We start from the raw sequence: 16,165 nt of genomic DNA, 5'->3' as shown, positions 1-16,165 counted from the left end.
CCGTTGACGGATCCGGTCCGCGGCGTTCAATATAAACGACATGCGTTCGATATGGCGAACACTGGACCGGGATCTCCGGACCAGTATCGCGGCGACCTCCGTGGCCGCCGCGATGATCGGCATTTCCTACGGTGCGGCCGTGGTCGGCGCCGGATTCCCGATGTGGATGCCGGTGGTTCTCGCCTCGACGGTGCTGGCAGGCGGCTCGGAGTTCCTGTTCTTCGGGATTCTCACCGCGGGGGCGGGCCCGCTCGCTGCGGCGTCGGCCGGTCTGCTGGTGAACGCGAGGCACCTACCGTACGGGTTATCGATGCCGGACGTCTTCGGCTCCGGCGCACGACGGCTGCTCGGCGTGCATCTGATGGTCGATGAGAGCGTCGCGTTCGCGCTGGCTCCGGGCGATCTGGAACGGCGGCGGTCGGCCTACTGGCTGTGCGGCCTCGGCATCGCGGTGTGCTGGCCGCTCGGTGCGCTGGCCGGAGCAGTCATCGGCAGCATCGTGCCCGACACCGCGGCGTTCGGCCTGGATGCGGTCTTTCCGGCGGTCCTGCTCGCCCTGATCCTGCCCGCCCTGCGCGATCGGGTGACCCTGCGGGCGGCCGGCGTCGGCGCCGGATTGGCCGTTCTCACAACGCCGTTCGTCCCGGCCGGCCTGCCGGTGCTGATCGCGCTGGCCGGGCTGATCGTCGCGGTGGGAGCGTTGTGATGGGTTCGCCGCTCCTGGTTCCCGCCATGCTCACCATGGCCGTCGGCACCTATCTGCTCCGCTGGGCGGGGCCCGCGCTGCGCAACCGGATCCGCTTTCCGCCGCGAGCGGCCCGGCTGCTCGAGATCGGTGCCGTGATCCTGCTGGCGGCGTTGGTGGCTACCACGGCGCTGCCGTTCGGGAGCGAATTCGGGTGGGCCTTACCGGCGGGCGTGCTGGTGGGAGGGATACTCGCCTGGCGGCGCTGCCCCTTGCTGGTGGTCATCGCCGCCGCCGCGGGGACCACGGCGGTGTTGCGGGCGGTCGGCATCGCCTGAGCGGGGGCGCCTCTCGATGCGGCGCCGATCCGACCATCCAAGCCGCGGCGGTCGAGTGCGCTGTGCCTATCGCCGCCCGGCCGAACCCCACCCCGAGTTCGGTGATCTCGCGGGTGGCCGGCACTTGTCCCACCCGCCGGCCATCGCGTGCGGACAGCCGCGGCGGCCCGGCTAGCGCGGGGTGAGTGGCAGACCGCCACCGAGGCGGCGGGCGACCGAGCCATAGCGGGCGTCCAGGCGCAGCCACGTCGTGCTGGAGCGCACCCGCACGATCTCGTCGGGCGGGATCCGGCGCGACTCGGCGCGATCACCCGAATGCGGGATGAAGTCCATGGCGGTGAGGGCGAAGACGACGCGCATCGGCACCTGCACCTGCACCGCGCCGCCCGACACCGTGAGCACCGTCTGGTCCAGCAGGGCAGCGGGCGGTCCGTGCCCGGAGCCGTGCTCCTTGGCGAGGTCGGCGCCCTGTTCGGCGAGTTCGACGAGGGTGCGGGCGGGCACATCGTCGACATGGGCGAAGCCGCTGGCCGGCGGGAGGGCGCCACGCCAGGCCGAATCCATCGAGTAGCCGAGGTCGATCGGGCTACCGGAAGAAAGCCCGGCCAGCACCGCATCGGCACCGACGGTGACATCGTCGACGCCCAGTTCGGCCACCACCGTCCGCACCGCGAGCGCCTCGAAGCCCGTCGCCACCCATGCCGACACCCACCGCTCCCCCCGGCGACGCAGCCGCACGACAACGGCCGGATCCAGCCGGAGGGCACGGCCGAGGAAGGTCGCGAGGTTCTCCCGTTCGGCCGGATCGCCGACGTACAAGACCCGTTGTTCGGACATCACAGACCGACGATCACCGTGCGCCGGTCACTCACTCATCCACTGCGCGAGATAGTCGCGCTCATCGGTGGTCAGCCTGCGCAACCGCTGGGTGTCCATATCGAAAGCGGCGAGCTGGGTCGATGCGACCACCGCGGGCGGCGAGTCGGGAGCGGCACCCGCGGCGCGCACCTCATAGGCCACCGTGAAGTCGACCGCGCGCAGCTGCTCGATCCACATCGCGATATCGAGCGGAGTGTCCTCGTGCCGGAGCTGCCCGCGATAGCGGACATGCAGGTCGGCCAGGACGCAGCCCTGCCGCAGGGCCGCGGTGGGGCGATCGTCTTCGAACAGCCACGGGATGCGCGCCTCTTCCAGCAGCGTCACCATCCGCGCGTGGTTGACGTGCTGGAACGCATCCATATCCGACCACCGGATATCGACCTTGGCATGAAAGCGCTTGGGTAGGACGACCGTGTCCCTCGCCTGCGGATTGCCGTTCAGCGATCCGACACTCGTCACCGTGATACCTCCGACTGGGTTCCCGCCCCACTGACCATGCTGCGCACCTGCCGCGCGGCGACCGACAGCGTGGCCAGGTCGTGGGTGCCGGACTCGAACAACTCCGACAGCGCGGCCCGGGCACGCCCGAGCCGAGACTGGTTCTTCGACTCCCAGTATGCAATCTTTTCGTCCGCGGTCTCTTCCGGGTCGCCGCCGGAGAGCACATCGAGGGTGAGTGAGCGCAGCGAGCTGTACATGTCGTCGCGCAACGCCAGCCGGGCAAGAGCGTGCCAGCGATCGCCGCGTTCCAGGTGGCTGACGGCCTCGAGCAGCCAATCGATCTTCAGGTGCTCGTTGAGCGCGTAGTAGAGCGAACCCACCTCATCGCCGGTGCGATCGGTGATATCGGCGATATCGATCACATCGAGCAACGGGAACAGATTCAGCAGCCCGTAGACCTCGGTCGCGAGGTCGGTGGGTGCCCCGTGGGCGATCAGTTCGGCGCTCCGATCGGTCAGCGACGTCACGTGGTGGCCGCGCAGCCAGCCGGGGACCTTGGGGGCGAGCTCGCGAACACCGCGGCTGTAGCGGTTGACCTCGGCGCCGACCGCGATCGGCTGCGGCCGGTTGGTGAGCAGCCAGCGCGAGGCCCGGTCCAGCGTGCGTTTGGTTTCCAGCTCGAGTTCGTCCCGGATCGCGACAGAGGTGTCGGCGGTGCGGATCCTGGCCCAGATATCGTGCAGCCCGAAGATCTCGGTAACGGCGGTGAACGCACGCACCGAATCGCTCGCGGTGGCGCCGACCTCTTCGTTCAGCCGATGGGCGTAGGTGATTCCGCCGTAGTCGACCACCTCGTTGACGATCATGGTGGTGAGGATTTCCCGGCGCAGCCGATGCTTCTTGATCGCCGTGCCGAAGCGTCCGCGCAACGGGGACGGGAAGTATTCGGGCAGCCGGGTGGCGAAGTAGGCCATGTCGGGCAGATCCGACTCGAGCAGATCGCCCTTGAGCGCGAGCTTCACGTGCGCCAGCAGGTTGGCCAGCTCCGGGGAGGTCAGGCCGGTGCCTTCCTCATGCCTGCGCTTCATCTCCGGTTCCGAGGGCAGTGCCTCGAGCTCACGGTCGAGGCCGCGGCGCTGCTCCAGATCGTCGATCACCCGGCGATGCACATTCAGCATGCGCGGCGCGTCCGAGCGCGACAGGCCCATCAGGAAGTTCTGCGAGACGTTGTCGCGCAGCACCATCTGCGCGACCTCGTCGGTCATCGAAGCCAGCAGCGGATTGCGCTCGGAGTCCGGCAGCAGCCCGGCGCTCACCACGCCATCGAGCAGCACCTTGATATTGACCTCATGGTCGGAGCAGTCCACACCCGCGGAATTGTCGAGCGCGTCGGTGTTCATCTTGCCGCCGTTGCGGCAGAACTCGATGCGCCCGAGCGCGGTGGCGCCGAGGTTGCCACCTTCACCGATGACGTTGACCCGCAGCTGGTTTCCGTCGACGCGGACCGCATCGTTGGACTTGTCGCCCACGTCGGCATTGGATTCGGTACTGGCCTTGATGTAGGTGCCGATGCCACCGTTCCACAGCAGCTGCACGGGTGCGAGCAGGATGGCGCGGACCAGCTCGGGCGGCGACAGTGCCGTCACCTCGTCGGCCAGGCCGAGCGCTTGCCTGGCCTGTGGGCTGATCGGCACCGATTTCACCGTGCGGTCCCAGACGCCGCCGCCTTCGCTGATCAGCGACGTGTCGTAATCGGCCCACGACGACCGCGGCAATTCGAACATCCGCCGCCGCTCGGCAAACGACGACGCCGCATCCGGATTCGGATCCAAGAAAATATGCCGATGATCGAACGCCGCCACCAGGCGAATGTGCTCCGACAACAACATCCCGTTACCGAACACATCACCGGACATATCACCGATACCCACCACCGTGAAATCCTCGGCCTGCGTATCGATCCCCATCTCCTGGAAATGCCGCTTCACACTCTCCCACGCACCCCGAGCGGTAATCCCCATCGCCTTGTGGTCGTAACCCGCCGACCCACCCGAGGCGAAGGCGTCACCCAGCCAGAAACCGTAGCTCTTGGCCACCTCGTTGGCCACGTCGGAGAAGGTGGCCGTGCCCTTGTCGGCCGCGACGACGAGGTAGGTGTCGTCGCCGTCGCGGCGCACCACCCGCGCGGGCGGCAACACCGCACCGGTCGCCAGGTCGACATTGTCGGTGACGTCGAGCAGGCCGGAGATGAACGTGCGATAGCACGACACACCCTCGGCCATCATCGCCTGACGATCCGCGCCCGCATCCCCGGTGGCCGCAGGCGGCTGCTTCACCACGAAACCACCCTTGGCACCCACCGGCACGATCACCGCATTCTTCACCGCCTGGGCCTTCACCAAACCCAAAATCTCGGTCCGGAAATCCTCCAACCGATCCGACCACCGCAAACCACCACGTGCCACCGCACCGAACCGCAGATGCACACCCTCCACCCGCGGCGAATACACGAAAATCTCGAATTGTGGCCGCGGCTTGGGCAATTCGGCGATTTCCCGCGGTTCGACCTTCATCGAGATGTAGTCGCGCGCCCGGCCGTCGTCGTCGGTGACGTAGTAATTGGTGCGCAGTGTCGCCGAGATCAGGCCGAGGATGGCGCGCAGGATGCGGTCGGCATCCAGGCTCACCACCTGGTCGATCTGGGTGCGGACCTGCGTCTCCAGTTCAGCGGCCCGCTCCGTGGAGTGGGCGTCGGGGTCGAATTTCGCCGCGAACAGATCGGTGAACAGCCGCGCCGCCTCCGGGTAGTTGAGCAGCACGCGGGCGATGTTGGTCTGGCTGTACGGGAAACCGGCCTGCTGCAGGTACCTGGCGTAGGTACGCAGAATGGCCACCTCGCGCCACGGCATCCGGGCGCGCAGCACGAGCTCGTTCAACCCATCCGCTTCGGCACGGCCGTACCACACCGCGGCGAAGGCTTCCACGAAACGCGCGCGCAAGCCGCCGGCCTCGGCATCGAGCGCGTCGGAGCGAGCGGCCGATTCCATGAGTTCGGCGTCGAGATCCGCATCGAGCGCGCTGCGCAGCAGTTCCGCCCGGGCCAGCAGGCCGAAATCGTAGATCCAGCGTTCGCCGCCGGTCTCGCCGGTCGCCGTGTCGAGCTGGATCTGGTACGGGCGTTCGTCCACCACCTCCACACCGAGGCTTTGCAGCACGGGCAGCACCTGGCTCAATGAGACGCCGGTGCCACCGATGTACAGGCTGAATCGCCACGAGCCCGGCGCCGCGTCGGGCTGGCGATACAGATGCTGGTCGATATCGCCCTCGGTGAGGTGCTCCAGACGCGCGATGTCGGCCAGTGCCCGGGCGGGTGCGAAATCCTGCTTGTAGCCCTCGGGGAAGGCGTCGGCGTAGCGGTCGACCACGCCAGGGTCGAGCACGGTCGACGTGCTGACCGCATCGTCGAGGTGATCGTCCCAGGTGTGGCTGGCGGCATCGAGCAACCGCTGGATGCGCAGCCTGTTCTCCTCGGAGGTATCCGCCGACGCGGGCAGCTGCCCCTGCGCGCCGGCCTCGGCCTCGGGCATGCGCACGGTGAAATACACGCTGGCGAGCTCACTTTCGCTCACCCGCGCGGAGTAGTCGATCGACACCCCGCCCAATTCGCGGACCAGGATTTCCTGCATCTCCAGCCGCACCGCGGTGGTGTAGCGGTCGCGCGGCAGGTACACCATGCACGCGACGAATCGGCCGAAGCCGTCCGCGCGCATGAACAACCGCACCTGCCTGCGCAGCCTGACGTTCAATACCGCGGTCGCGGTGCGTCGCAGTGTCTCGGTATCGGAGGAGAACAGTTCGGTGCGCGGGAACGATTGGATGACCTCGAGCATCCCCTGCCCGGAGAACGAATCCAGATCGAAGCCGCTGTCCTCGATCGCCGACCGCACCCGCCGCGAGATCACCGGGATGTCGAGCACGTTCTCGTGCACGGCGGTCACCGTGAACACCCCGATGAACAAATGCTGCCCGACGACCTCGCCGCTCTCGTCGAGATCGGCGACGCCGACGAAGTACGGATATACCGATCGGTGCACGGTGGCGGGCACGAGTCCTTGGGTGAGCATGAGCAGTGGCTGCTCCCCGGTGATGGCCGGGACGTCGAAATCGGTGCCGACGCCAGGACGCAGCACGCCGAGGCACGAATCCGGCACCACCTCGGGGCGCGCGTCATCGTCGGCGGCCTCGCGGTACCTGGCGTAACCGAGCACCGTGAAATGACCACTGGCCAACCAGCGCAACAGATTCGCGCAGTCGGTCAGGTCGACCGCCGGAAACGGCGCCTTTGCGGCGGTCGCCGCCCGATCGAGCTCGTCGGCCAGTGTGCTCTGCGCCGTCCGGATCGCGGCGGTATCGCCGATGACCTGACGCACGTCGTCCACGACCACCGGCATCGACGCCTCGACCCGGTCGAGGACCGCCCGGCTGGTGGACGGATGCAGTTGCAGATGCATCCAGCTCTCCCGCAGACCGGGTTCGCCGTTGGCGTCCACCTCATGCGGTTTGGCGTCGATCAGGCGGCCGTCGGTGTCGCGTTCGGCCTCGAAGATCGGATGGATCACCTCGCTGACGCTGACTCCCATCCGGCTCAGCGACGAGGTGATCGACTCCACCAGCAGCGGCATGTCATCGGTGACCACCTGGACCGCGGCGCCGAGACCGGACCCGTCGTCGGGGTGATACACCCGGACGAGGGCCCGGCCCGGACTGCGCGTCATCGCCAGCTCCAGATGCCTGCGGAAGATCTGGGTGATCCCGGTGATCGCGCAGTCCACATCGCCCGCGTCGACGTGACGGAAGTATGCCTCTTCCAGCGCCGCGAGATCGCCGCGCAACGGTTGCGGCACCCCCGCGACCCACGCCGCACCGGACAATTCCGACGAGACCGTCATGTTTTCGCCAACTCCCTCGGATTCGGTTCCGTAACAAAGTGACGCCGGTCTCGACACTAGTCCCGCACCCGGAAGGTAGGGCAAAAGCTTTGCGGTTACCCGCGAGTCAGCTTCCGGTGGGTGACGCGATGCGGCCGTGCGGCTTCCGGGCCGAGGCGCTCGATCTTGTTCGCCTCGTACGCTTCGAAGTTGCCCTCGAACCAGAACCACTTGGCGTCGTTGTCAGCGTCGCCTTCCCAGGCCAGGATGTGGGTGCAGGTGCGGTCGAGGAACCACCGGTCGTGGGAGATGACAACGGCGCAGCCGGGGAACTGCTCGAGCGCGTTCTCCAGCGAGCTCAGCGTCTCGACGTCGAGGTCGTTGGTCGGCTCGTCGAGCAGGATCAGGTTGCCGCCCTGCTTCAGGGTGAGCGCCAGGTTCAGTCGGTTGCGCTCACCACCGGAGAGCACACCCGCCGGCTTCTGCTGGTCCGGGCCCTTGAAGCCGAACGCGCTGACATAGGCGCGCGAGGGCATCTCCTGATTGCCGACCTCGATGAAGTCGAGCCCGTCGGAGACGACCTGCCAGACGTTCTTCTTCGGGTCGATGCCTGCGCGGTTCTGGTCGACGTAGCTCAGCTTGACGGTCTCGCCGACCTTCACCTCGCCGCTGTCGGGCTGCTCGAGCCCCACGATCGTCTTGAACAGCGTGGTCTTACCGACACCGTTGGGACCGATGACGCCGACGATGCCGTTGCGCGGCAGCGTGAACGACAGATCCTTGATCAGCTGACGATCGCCGAAGCCCTTGTCCAGGTGCTCCACCTCGACCACCACGTTGCCCAGACGCGGGCCGGCCGGAATCTGGATCTCCTCGAAGTCCAACTTCCTGTGCTTCTCGGCCTCGGCGGCCATTTCCTCGTAGCGACCCAGACGTGCCTTGTTCTTGGCCTGGCGGGCCTTGGCCCCGGAACGCACCCAGGCGAGTTCGTCCTTGAGGCGCTTCTGCAGCTTCTGGTCCTTCTTACCCTGCACCTCGAGACGCTGGGCCTTCTTCTCCAGATAGGTGGAGTAGTTGCCCTCGTACGGGTAGGCGCGGCCACGGTCGAGCTCGAGGATCCACTGCGCGACGTTGTCGAGGAAGTACCGATCGTGGGTGACGGCCAGCACGGCGCCCTGGTAGGAGGCCAGGTGCTGTTCGAGCCAGAGCACGCTCTCGGCGTCGAGGTGGTTGGTCGGCTCGTCGAGCAGCAGCAGATCGGGCTTGCTCAGCAGCAGCTTGCACAGCGCGACACGACGACGCTCGCCACCGGAGAGGTTGGTGACCGGCTCGTCCGGCGGCGGGCAGCGCAGCGCGTCCATGGCCTGTTCCAGCTGGGAGTCGATATCCCAGGCGTCGGCGTGGTCGAGGTACTCCTGCAGCTTGCCCATCTCTTCCATGAGCTCGTCGGAGTAGTCGGTGGCCATGAGTTCGGCGATCTCGTTGAAACGGTCGAGCTTGACCTTGACCTCGCCGAGGCCCTCCTCGACGTTGCCGCGCACCGTCTTCTCCTCGTTGAGCGGCGGCTCCTGCTGCAGGATGCCGACGGTCGCGCCGGGGGCGAGGAACGCATCGCCGTTGTTCGGCTGGTCCAGTCCGGCCATGATCTTCAGCACGCTGGATTTACCGGCGCCGTTGGGGCCGACGACACCGATCTTGGCGCCGGGAAGGAAGTTCAAGGTGACATCGTCGAGCACGACCTTGTCGCCGTGCGCCTTACGAACCTTCTTCATCTGGTAAATGAACTCAGCCATGAGCAAAGCCTATCGGTGCGAGGAATGATGGATCGAAGCAGAGCCAGCGCCCACGCTCGGCGCGCAGGTGCGTCAGGCGTCGACGGGTTCGTGGTCGGGAGTCCGGGGCGGTGCCTGCGCGGAGATCTCCGCGTCCACCTGCTGCCCGTCGCCCCCGTGCTCTCGACCATCAGCGCCTGAGTGCCCAGCAGTATTCCCCATCCCGGCCTCCTCGGCATTCGCGGCATGCCGCCAGCGGTGCACCACCGCCGTGCACCTGGACAGATCCGGACCGACGGCGCTGGCCCGCATCTCCAGATCGCGCCGGTCGACGCCGTCCCGGGTGCGGTATTCGTTGGTCCGCAGCTGGCCGTAGGCGATGATCGGATCGCCGCGGCCGATGGACGCGTCCACGCCCGCGACCAGCTTGCGCCAGCAGCTCACGGTCAGGAACAACGTCCCGTTGTCCACCCATTCGCCGGAGCCGCGGTCGAGCCTGCGGGAGGTGCTCGCCATCCGGAAGGTCAGCACCTGCTCTCCGCCCGGCAGTTCCCTGGTGACCGGCTGCGTGACCACGGTCCCCACCACCGTCGATATCGCCTCGTACATGTGTCCACCCCTTCGTCGACTCCCCGGGCGCCCGACGCTGTGCCGGTCGCATGTCGCTCGCCTGACGGGAGACCCGATGGCCCTCCGCCCCGATGGCGGATGAGCTGCGCGAGCAATGTCCCCAGCATGCGCCCGAACCGGCACCGACGACAGAGCGAAATCCGCGCTTGTGGATAACTCGGACCGCTGTGAACAGCCGGTGTTCCGCACGATGGCAGCTCCGCATGGCCGCGCGTATCGCGCACAACCGCCCGATGCCGAATCTCACGACAACGAGCTCGGCGCTGCCGGATGCGCCTAGAACGTGGTCAGATCGGTGTTGGCCCCGCACAGCACCACCACCGGCCGCTCCCCCGCCGCCGGCACATACACCCCGCTGCGGATCGCGGCCAGCGCCGTCGCCCCGGCCAGCTCCACCACCAGGCGGAACTCCCGCCACAGGTATTCCCGCGCGTCCGCGATGGCATCGTCGGTGACCAGCACCGATCCCACGTCGTAGCGGCGGGCGATATCGAAGGCGATATCGCCGATCCGTGAGGCTCCGAGCGCATCGGCCGCGATGCTGGACACCTCGACCTCGACCGGGCGTCCCGCGGCCACCGCCGCGTGCAGCGTCGGCACCCCTTCCGGCTCCACGCCGATCACCCGCTGCCTGCGTCCGAGCGCGGCGGCGATACCGGCGACCAGGCCGCCGCCGCCAACGGCCACCAGCACCGGCGGACGGCCACGGACCTGCTCCTCGATTTCGAGCCCGACCACGCCGGCGCCCGAGACCACAGCGGGCAGGTCATAGGCATGCAATTGCAGCGCACCGCGTTCGACCGCCAGTTCGCTCGCGTAGCCGTACGCCTCGGCGTAGGTGGTGCCGTGCCAGAGCACCTCGGCCCCGTAGGACCACATGGCAGCCACCTTCGTGTGCGGCGCCGACTCGGGAACCACCACCGTGCACGTCTTGCCGAGGGCCGCGGCCGCGAGTGCCGCGGCGATCCCCGCGTTGCCACCGGAGGCGATGACGACGTGCTCGATATCTTCGCCCGATTCCAGCAGCGCGTTGAAGCTGCCGCGGGCCTTGAAAGTGCCGCCGTGCTGCAGGTGCTCGAGCTTGAGCGTGACCGGCACCGGTCCGGCCGGGCCGGTCACCGTGGTGTGGAAGACCGGTGTGCGGCGGATCCGCCCGGCCAGCCGCCTGCGGGCCGCGCGCACATCCGAGCGATATACCCGGGCGAACGGCCGTTGCCGTGGCGAGGACGTCTTCTGATCGGTCATTTGCGTACCGCCCGGTCACGTTGGGCGAGTTCGGCGAACATGGCATTGTGCGCCGCGAGGTCCGCGTCGTGATCGCGTTCGGCGGCCCGGTCGGTGCGCTGGGCCAGTCGCTGATCACTGCGCGACCACTGGATCAGCAGCGCCAGCATCACCACCACCAGCGGCACTTCACCACTGGCCCAGGCCAGGCTGCCGCCGGTGCGCTGATCGCCGAGCAGGTCGGTATTCCAGTCCAGCCCGAGGCTGCGATAGAACCAGCCGCCGAGCACCGTGGTGGTGCTCATCAGGGCGACGCCGAAGAAGGCATGGAACGGCAGCGAACCGAACACCATGCCCAGTTTGGTCAGCGGCTGTACCTGCCGTGGCTTGGGATCGATGCCGATCACGACCCAGTAGAAGAGGTAGCCGCTGAGCAGGAAGTGCAGGTTCATCAAGAGGTGCGCGGCGTGCGAGTCGACGAAGTTGTCGAAGATGCCACCCAGGTAGAGGGCGTAGAAGCCGCCGACGAAGATCACCGAGGCCACCACCGGCTGGGTCAGCGCCCGCGACACCGGGTTGTGCACCGCCGCCAAAATCCATTCGCGCGGACCCGGCACACCGCCGCGCCCGGCCGGCGGCAGCGCACGCAGCGCCAGGGTCACCGCGCCGCCGAGCGCCAGCAGGATCGGCACCAGCATCGACAACGCCATATGCGCACCCATGTGCACGCTGAACATGGCGGGCATGTACCTGCCGACCCCCGAGGAGGTCGTGAACAGCAAGATCACACATCCCGACAGCCAGGCAATGGTTCGCCCGATCGGCCACGCGTCGCCACGCGCGCGCAGCCGCCGCACCCCGAGCAGATACAGCACGGCGAGCACGATCGCCGCGGTTCCGAAGATCAGGTCGAAGCGCCAATCGAACAGCAGCCGCGTCACGGTAGGCGGTCCGGCCAGTTCGTAGCCCAGTTCCACCTCGACCGGGGTCGGCACGCTGCGCGGCGGTGGTGGCGGAGTGCGGCCGAGCCCGGCGGCCAGGCCGATCGTCGCGGCGAAGATCAGCACCTCGACCGCCGCGAAGCGGATCAGCGCGGAACGGTCCTTCGGATCGGCGGCCAGGGCGGGTAGCGCCGCCCGGCGCTGGAAGAAGCCGAACACACCGAGCACGACGAGCGCGGCGGCCTTAGCCAGCACCAGCCGGCCGTACGTGCTGGTGAACAACTCATCCAGCGGCACCCGCACCCAGGAATTGATCACACCGCTGGCCGCGATGACGATGAACGCCACCGTCGCGATCCCGGAGAATCGGCGCGCGGCGATCTCGGTGTGGGTGCCATCACGCAGCGCGTGCGCCAGCACCGCGAAGAGTCCGCCCACCCAGACAGCGGCCGAGATCAGATGCAGGATCAGGCTGTTGGTGGCGACGTCGTGCGACCCGCCGGAGGAGGAGTGGCCGGTGAAGGCCAGCGGCATCATGGTGGCGATTGCCGCGCCGAACAGCACCGGGGTCCAGCCCCAGCGCAGCGCCAGACGGCAGCCAACCGCGACGATCAACGCGAAGATCACCGTCGTCCGCCACGCACCGGCCAGCGCGACCTGATCGATCGCGCCCCACAGTTCCGTCGGCGCGAGTACCTCACCGACGGGGCGGCCGGTGGTGTCGGACACCGTCAGCGGCACCAGCAGTGCGGCGCAACAGGCCCAGGCCACGGCCATATTCGAGGCCCTGCGCACCGCGCGATAGCCGCCCACATCGAGCAGGCCGCTCGATTGCGGAGGGATGAGAAACGCGGCGAACAGCAGCGAACCGACGGTCAGCGCCGCGAACAGGTCCGACAGCGCGCGGACCGCGGGCATTCCGTAGGTGGTCATGGGCCCGGGGTCGGGGATGCCGAGCAAGGTCAGCGCCTCGGCCGCCGACAGCCCGACCACCAGCGCGGCGACGACCGCGGTGATCGCACCGGCCAGCACACCCAGCGCCGCGAAGGTCGTCCCCGTGCCCGGCCGAGAGACCTCGGCAGCGGTGTCGGTGGACGGGCCTTGCGGTGACGACATACGACTGAGGGTAGTCGGCAGCGCCGACCCGGCGTGCCCGGCCCGGCGCCTCACTCCCCTCCCGCGCACCCCCTCACCAGAGCTGGACGGTCGCTATACTTTTCCGCTGGACACCACGACCGAAGTCGGCCATGGTGGAACCCACTGCCTCCGTAGCTCAGTTGGATAGAGCAAGGGCCTTCTAATCCCTAGGTCGCAGGTTCGATTCCTGCCGGGGGCGCCAGTCCGCGGTGGCCTGCCGATTGCGGGTCACCGCGGTAGTACCCAGACCTCCTCCGGCGCAAACACCAAGGGACAGTCCGAACGGCGAAAGCTTCGACGCGGACGTCCCCGGCGATGCCGATCCCCTCGTGGAACACCGCAGCGATGTGCGGCACGTCACATCTCGACGTGTCACGTTTCGACCGGCCACGGTGTCTTGGAGGCATGTCTGAACACAGCACATCGAACAAGGTCGTCGTAGTCGGCGGTGGCTACGCCGGGGCGCTGGCCGCCAACCGGCTGCGGGTGCGCCCCGGCCTGGACATCACCCAGGTCAACCCGCGCGCGAGATTCGTCGACCGGGTCCGGCTCCACCAGTTCGTGGCCGGTACCGGCGAGGCCGAGGTCGACTACGGCACGCTGCTGGCCGACGAGGTTCGCTTGGTCGTCGACCGAGCCACCCGCATCGATACCGCTGCCCACCAGGTCGAACTGGAGTCCGGGAGCACGCTGGACTACGACTACCTCGTCTACGCGGTCGGAAGCACCGCGACGATGCCGTCCGTGCCGGGCGCGGCCGAATTCGCCTTCTCCCTGGCCGAGTTCGAGCCCGCCCAGCGGCTGCGCGCGAGGCTCGACGAGGTGCCGCTCGACGCTCCGATCACCGTGGTGGGCGGCGGGTTGACCGGCATCGAGACCGCTGCCGAACTGGCCGAACGCGGCCGCACGGTCACCCTGGTGTGCGGCGGGGCCCTGGCACCGACGTTCGGTGCGCCGGGGCGCAGGTCCATCGCCGCATGGCTGTCCCGGCGCGGTGTCGGTGTACTCGACAACGAGGAGGTGGCCGAGGTCCGACCGGACGCGGTCGGGCTCGGCAGCGGTGCCGTGCGGTCGAGCGCGATCACCATCTGGGCAGCCGGCTTCGGCGTGCCCGAGCTGGCCCGAGCCAGCGGGCTGCGCACCGACTCGCTCGGCCGACTGCTCACCGATGAGACGCTGACCAGCCTCGACGACGACAGAGTGGTTGCGGCGGGCGATGCCGCGGCGCCGTCGGGAGTGCCGCTGCGCATGAGTTCCTATGCCGCCGGGCCACTGGGCGCGCAGGCGGCCGACACTGTGCTGAGCCGCCTCGCCGGAACCGAACCCGAGGTGGTCAGCGTGGCGTTTTCCGGGGCATGCGTCAGTCTGGGTCGGCGCAGCGGCGTGCGCCAACTCGCCCGCAAGGACGACACCCCGGTGAAGGCTTACATCGGCGGCCGCCCCGGAGCGGCGATCAAGGAGCTGACCGCCGGGCTCGGGGTGTCGAAGGTTCGCCGCGAGGCCCGCAAGCCCGGTTCGCTGAGGTGGCCGAAGGGCGGTGCCAGGCCCGAGCGTCCGGTCGCGGCACAGGAAGTCACGTCGCCGTGACCGCCGACGAGCACGCCGAGCGGTTCACCCTGCTGCGGCCGCTGCTGTTCACGATCGCCTACGAGGTGCTCGGCTCGGCGATCGAGGCCGACGACGTACTACAGGACAGCTATCTGCGATGGGCCGACGTCGACCTGGCGACGGTACGAGACACCAAGTCCTACCTCGCGCGGCTGGTGACCCGTCAATCGCTCAACGCCTTGCGGGCCAGTGTGCGACGGCGCGAGGACTACGTCGGCCCCTGGCTGCCCGAGCCCGTGCTGCTCGACGAGAACGACGCGGCGGCCGACGTGGTACTCGCCGAATCGGTGTCCATGGCGATGCTCGTGATCCTCGAAACGCTCACACCCGACGAACGCGTGGTGTTCGTACTGCGTGAGGTATTCGGCTTCTCGCACCACGACATCGCCTCGGCGGTAGGCAAAGCGGTGCCGACGGTGCGGCAGGCCGTGCACCGTGCCCGCAAGCACGTACCGGCCAGGCGCAGGCGTTTCGAACCCGCCGACACCGCTACCGCGGCCCGGATCACCCAGCAGTTCATGGCGGCGGCCATGACCGGCGATATGGACGGACTGCTCGCGCTACTGGCGAAGGACGCCACCCTCATCGCCGACGGCGGTGGCAAGGCCGCCGCGGCACGCCATCCGGTGGTCGGCGGGCAGACGGTGGCCGCCCGCCTGGTGAATCTCTTCCACAGGGGGCGGGCGCTGCCGAGCCTGCGGATCGAGACGGCCCATTGCAATGGCGCGCCCGCGCTGGTCGCCTACCGCGGCGACCGGCTGGAGGGGGTGTTCCTGTTCGAGATCACCGACGACGAGATCACCAACATCTATGCCATCCGCAATCCGGACAAGCTGCTCTCGGTGACCGTGCCGCGCCGGCTCAGCCGGCAGCGGGAACCCGGCCTTACCGCAGGGCAGGCAGCCGATGACACACGCACCGGGCTCACCACTCCACACCACGAATCGATGTGACAGGTAAACCGCGATGCACACTCCCACCGAAACCCGACAACACGCGGCCGACCGGCCGGCGGCCGCCGTCGTACCGACCGGCAGTAGTCGGCGCCGACTCATCGCCTACTGGGCCACCACCTTCGTCATCCTCTGCGAGCTGTTCGCCGGAGCGGCGTGGGACCTATTGACCATCGACTGGATGGAAGACCAGCTGGACCACCTCGGATACCCTGACTACTTCGCCTACATCCTCGGCGTGTGTCACCTCGCCGCCGCCGTCACGATCGCGGTTCCCGGTTTCGGGCTGCTCAAGGAGTGGGCGTACGCGGGTGTCTGTTTCCTGTGGGCGGGCGCCGCGGTGTCGTATCTGGCGCTCGGCGACGGACCGGTGTCGTGGGCGCCACCGCTGATGTTCCTCGCGTTCGCGTTCGCGTCGTGGGCGCTGCGGCCGGCCGACCGGCGAGCCGCAGGCCCTGACCCGGCGCATCGGCCGCGGACCCGCGAATGGGTCGCGTCGATCGGGCTCGTCGCCGCCTTGTCCGCCATCTCGCTGCTGACGCTGCCCGTCACGGCCGACATAACCAGCGATTGGGCCGTCGAGCGCGGCTGGGTCGACGAGCAACAGCGATGAAGAACATGACCAACCT

General features: G+C 68.3%; 12 protein-coding genes and 1 tRNA gene. 6 read left to right on the top strand and 7 right to left on the bottom strand.

Annotated features, from left to right (window positions below; genetic code table 11):
• Nucleotides 1–40: 40 nt before the first annotated feature.
• Nucleotides 41–706: an AzlC family ABC transporter permease gene (locus tag AC4HOU_RS24770; RefSeq protein ID WP_195021421.1), complete on the top strand. Its 666-nt coding sequence runs from the start codon at nucleotides 41–43 to the stop codon at nucleotides 704–706.
• Nucleotides 706–1,023 carry an AzlD domain-containing protein gene (locus AC4HOU_RS24765; RefSeq protein WP_195021422.1) on the top strand — a complete coding sequence of 106 codons (318 nt, stop codon included), beginning with the start codon at nucleotides 706–708 and terminating at the stop codon, nucleotides 1,021–1,023. The genes AC4HOU_RS24770 and AC4HOU_RS24765 overlap by 1 nt, the downstream gene beginning before the upstream one ends.
• A gap of 171 nt (nucleotides 1,024–1,194) precedes the next feature.
• On the opposite strand, the gene AC4HOU_RS24760 is transcribed toward AC4HOU_RS24765, so the two are convergent.
• The 7 genes from AC4HOU_RS24760 to AC4HOU_RS24730 form a co-directional block, all read right to left on the bottom strand.
• Nucleotides 1,195–1,860: a DUF8185 domain-containing protein gene (locus tag AC4HOU_RS24760; RefSeq protein WP_163814811.1), complete on the bottom strand. Its 666-nt coding sequence runs from the start codon at nucleotides 1,858–1,860 to the stop codon at nucleotides 1,195–1,197.
• Nucleotides 1,861–1,887: 27 nt separating this feature from the next.
• Nucleotides 1,888–2,343, bottom strand: coding sequence for an acyl-CoA thioesterase (locus AC4HOU_RS24755; protein ID WP_163814846.1), 456 nt, complete (start codon nucleotides 2,341–2,343; stop codon nucleotides 1,888–1,890).
• Between the two features lie 14 nt (nucleotides 2,344–2,357).
• Nucleotides 2,358–7,292 (bottom strand): NAD-glutamate dehydrogenase, encoded by a 4,935-nt coding sequence (locus tag AC4HOU_RS24750; RefSeq protein WP_195021423.1) that lies wholly within the window; start codon nucleotides 7,290–7,292, stop codon nucleotides 2,358–2,360.
• Between the two features lie 95 nt (nucleotides 7,293–7,387).
• On the bottom strand, nucleotides 7,388–9,064 hold the full coding sequence (gene ettA / locus AC4HOU_RS24745; protein ID WP_036534346.1) for an energy-dependent translational throttle protein EttA: 1,677 nt from the start codon (nucleotides 9,062–9,064) through the stop codon (nucleotides 7,388–7,390).
• Between the two features lie 72 nt (nucleotides 9,065–9,136).
• Entirely contained in the window at nucleotides 9,137–9,652 is a 516-nt protein-coding gene (locus AC4HOU_RS24740) for a single-stranded DNA-binding protein (protein ID WP_163814813.1), read from the bottom strand.
• 297 nt (nucleotides 9,653–9,949) lie between these two features.
• On the bottom strand, nucleotides 9,950–10,918 hold the full coding sequence (locus AC4HOU_RS24735; protein WP_163814814.1) for a threonine/serine dehydratase: 969 nt from the start codon (nucleotides 10,916–10,918) through the stop codon (nucleotides 9,950–9,952).
• Nucleotides 10,915–12,954 carry a bifunctional copper resistance protein CopD/cytochrome c oxidase assembly protein gene (locus tag AC4HOU_RS24730; protein WP_163814815.1) on the bottom strand — a complete coding sequence of 680 codons (2,040 nt, stop codon included), beginning with the start codon at nucleotides 12,952–12,954 and terminating at the stop codon, nucleotides 10,915–10,917. The genes AC4HOU_RS24735 and AC4HOU_RS24730 overlap by 4 nt, the downstream gene beginning before the upstream one ends.
• Before the next feature lie 146 nt (nucleotides 12,955–13,100).
• Between AC4HOU_RS24730 and AC4HOU_RS24725 the strand changes: the two genes are divergently transcribed.
• From AC4HOU_RS24725 to AC4HOU_RS24710, 4 genes are all read left to right on the top strand, one after another.
• A tRNA-Arg gene (locus tag AC4HOU_RS24725) sits at nucleotides 13,101–13,177 on the top strand.
• A 203-nt stretch (nucleotides 13,178–13,380) separates the two neighbouring features.
• Nucleotides 13,381–14,562 (top strand): NAD(P)/FAD-dependent oxidoreductase, encoded by a 1,182-nt coding sequence (locus tag AC4HOU_RS24720; protein ID WP_228816063.1) that lies wholly within the window; start codon nucleotides 13,381–13,383, stop codon nucleotides 14,560–14,562.
• A complete protein-coding gene (locus AC4HOU_RS24715; RefSeq protein ID WP_490725381.1) occupies nucleotides 14,559–15,536 on the top strand; it encodes an RNA polymerase sigma-70 factor in 978 nt (325 codons plus the stop codon). The genes AC4HOU_RS24720 and AC4HOU_RS24715 overlap by 4 nt, the downstream gene beginning before the upstream one ends.
• 13 nt (nucleotides 15,537–15,549) lie before the next feature.
• A complete protein-coding gene (locus tag AC4HOU_RS24710; RefSeq protein WP_195021425.1) occupies nucleotides 15,550–16,149 on the top strand; it encodes a DoxX family protein in 600 nt (199 codons plus the stop codon).
• Nucleotides 16,150–16,165 lie beyond the last annotated feature (16 nt).

The sequence above is a fragment of the Nocardia sp. JCM 38205 genome, from assembly GCF_058222935.1.
Note: the sequence above shows the minus strand (reverse complement) of the source record. Positions and strands in the feature narration are given on the sequence as shown.

Bases quoted from the DNA above. Each gene is read 5' to 3' on its own strand.
- AC4HOU_RS24765 (WP_195021422.1), top strand. From the start codon at position 706: ATGGGTTCGCCGCTCCTGGTTCCCGCCATGCTCACCATGGCCGTCGGC.
- AC4HOU_RS24730 (WP_163814815.1), bottom strand. From the start codon at position 12,954: ATGTCGTCACCGCAAGGCCCGTCCACCGACACCGCTGCCGAGGTCTCT.
- AC4HOU_RS24750 (WP_195021423.1), bottom strand. From the start codon at position 7,292: ATGACGGTCTCGTCGGAATTGTCCGGTGCGGCGTGGGTCGCGGGGGTG.
- AC4HOU_RS24760 (WP_163814811.1), bottom strand. From the start codon at position 1,860: ATGTCCGAACAACGGGTCTTGTACGTCGGCGATCCGGCCGAACGGGAG.
- AC4HOU_RS24720 (WP_228816063.1), top strand. From the start codon at position 13,381: ATGTCTGAACACAGCACATCGAACAAGGTCGTCGTAGTCGGCGGTGGC.
- AC4HOU_RS24740 (WP_163814813.1), bottom strand. From the start codon at position 9,652: ATGTACGAGGCGATATCGACGGTGGTGGGGACCGTGGTCACGCAGCCG.
- ettA (WP_036534346.1), bottom strand. From the start codon at position 9,064: ATGGCTGAGTTCATTTACCAGATGAAGAAGGTTCGTAAGGCGCACGGC.
- AC4HOU_RS24770 (WP_195021421.1), top strand. From the start codon at position 41: ATGCGTTCGATATGGCGAACACTGGACCGGGATCTCCGGACCAGTATC.
- AC4HOU_RS24735 (WP_163814814.1), bottom strand. From the start codon at position 10,918: ATGACCGATCAGAAGACGTCCTCGCCACGGCAACGGCCGTTCGCCCGG.
- AC4HOU_RS24710 (WP_195021425.1), top strand. From the start codon at position 15,550: ATGCACACTCCCACCGAAACCCGACAACACGCGGCCGACCGGCCGGCG.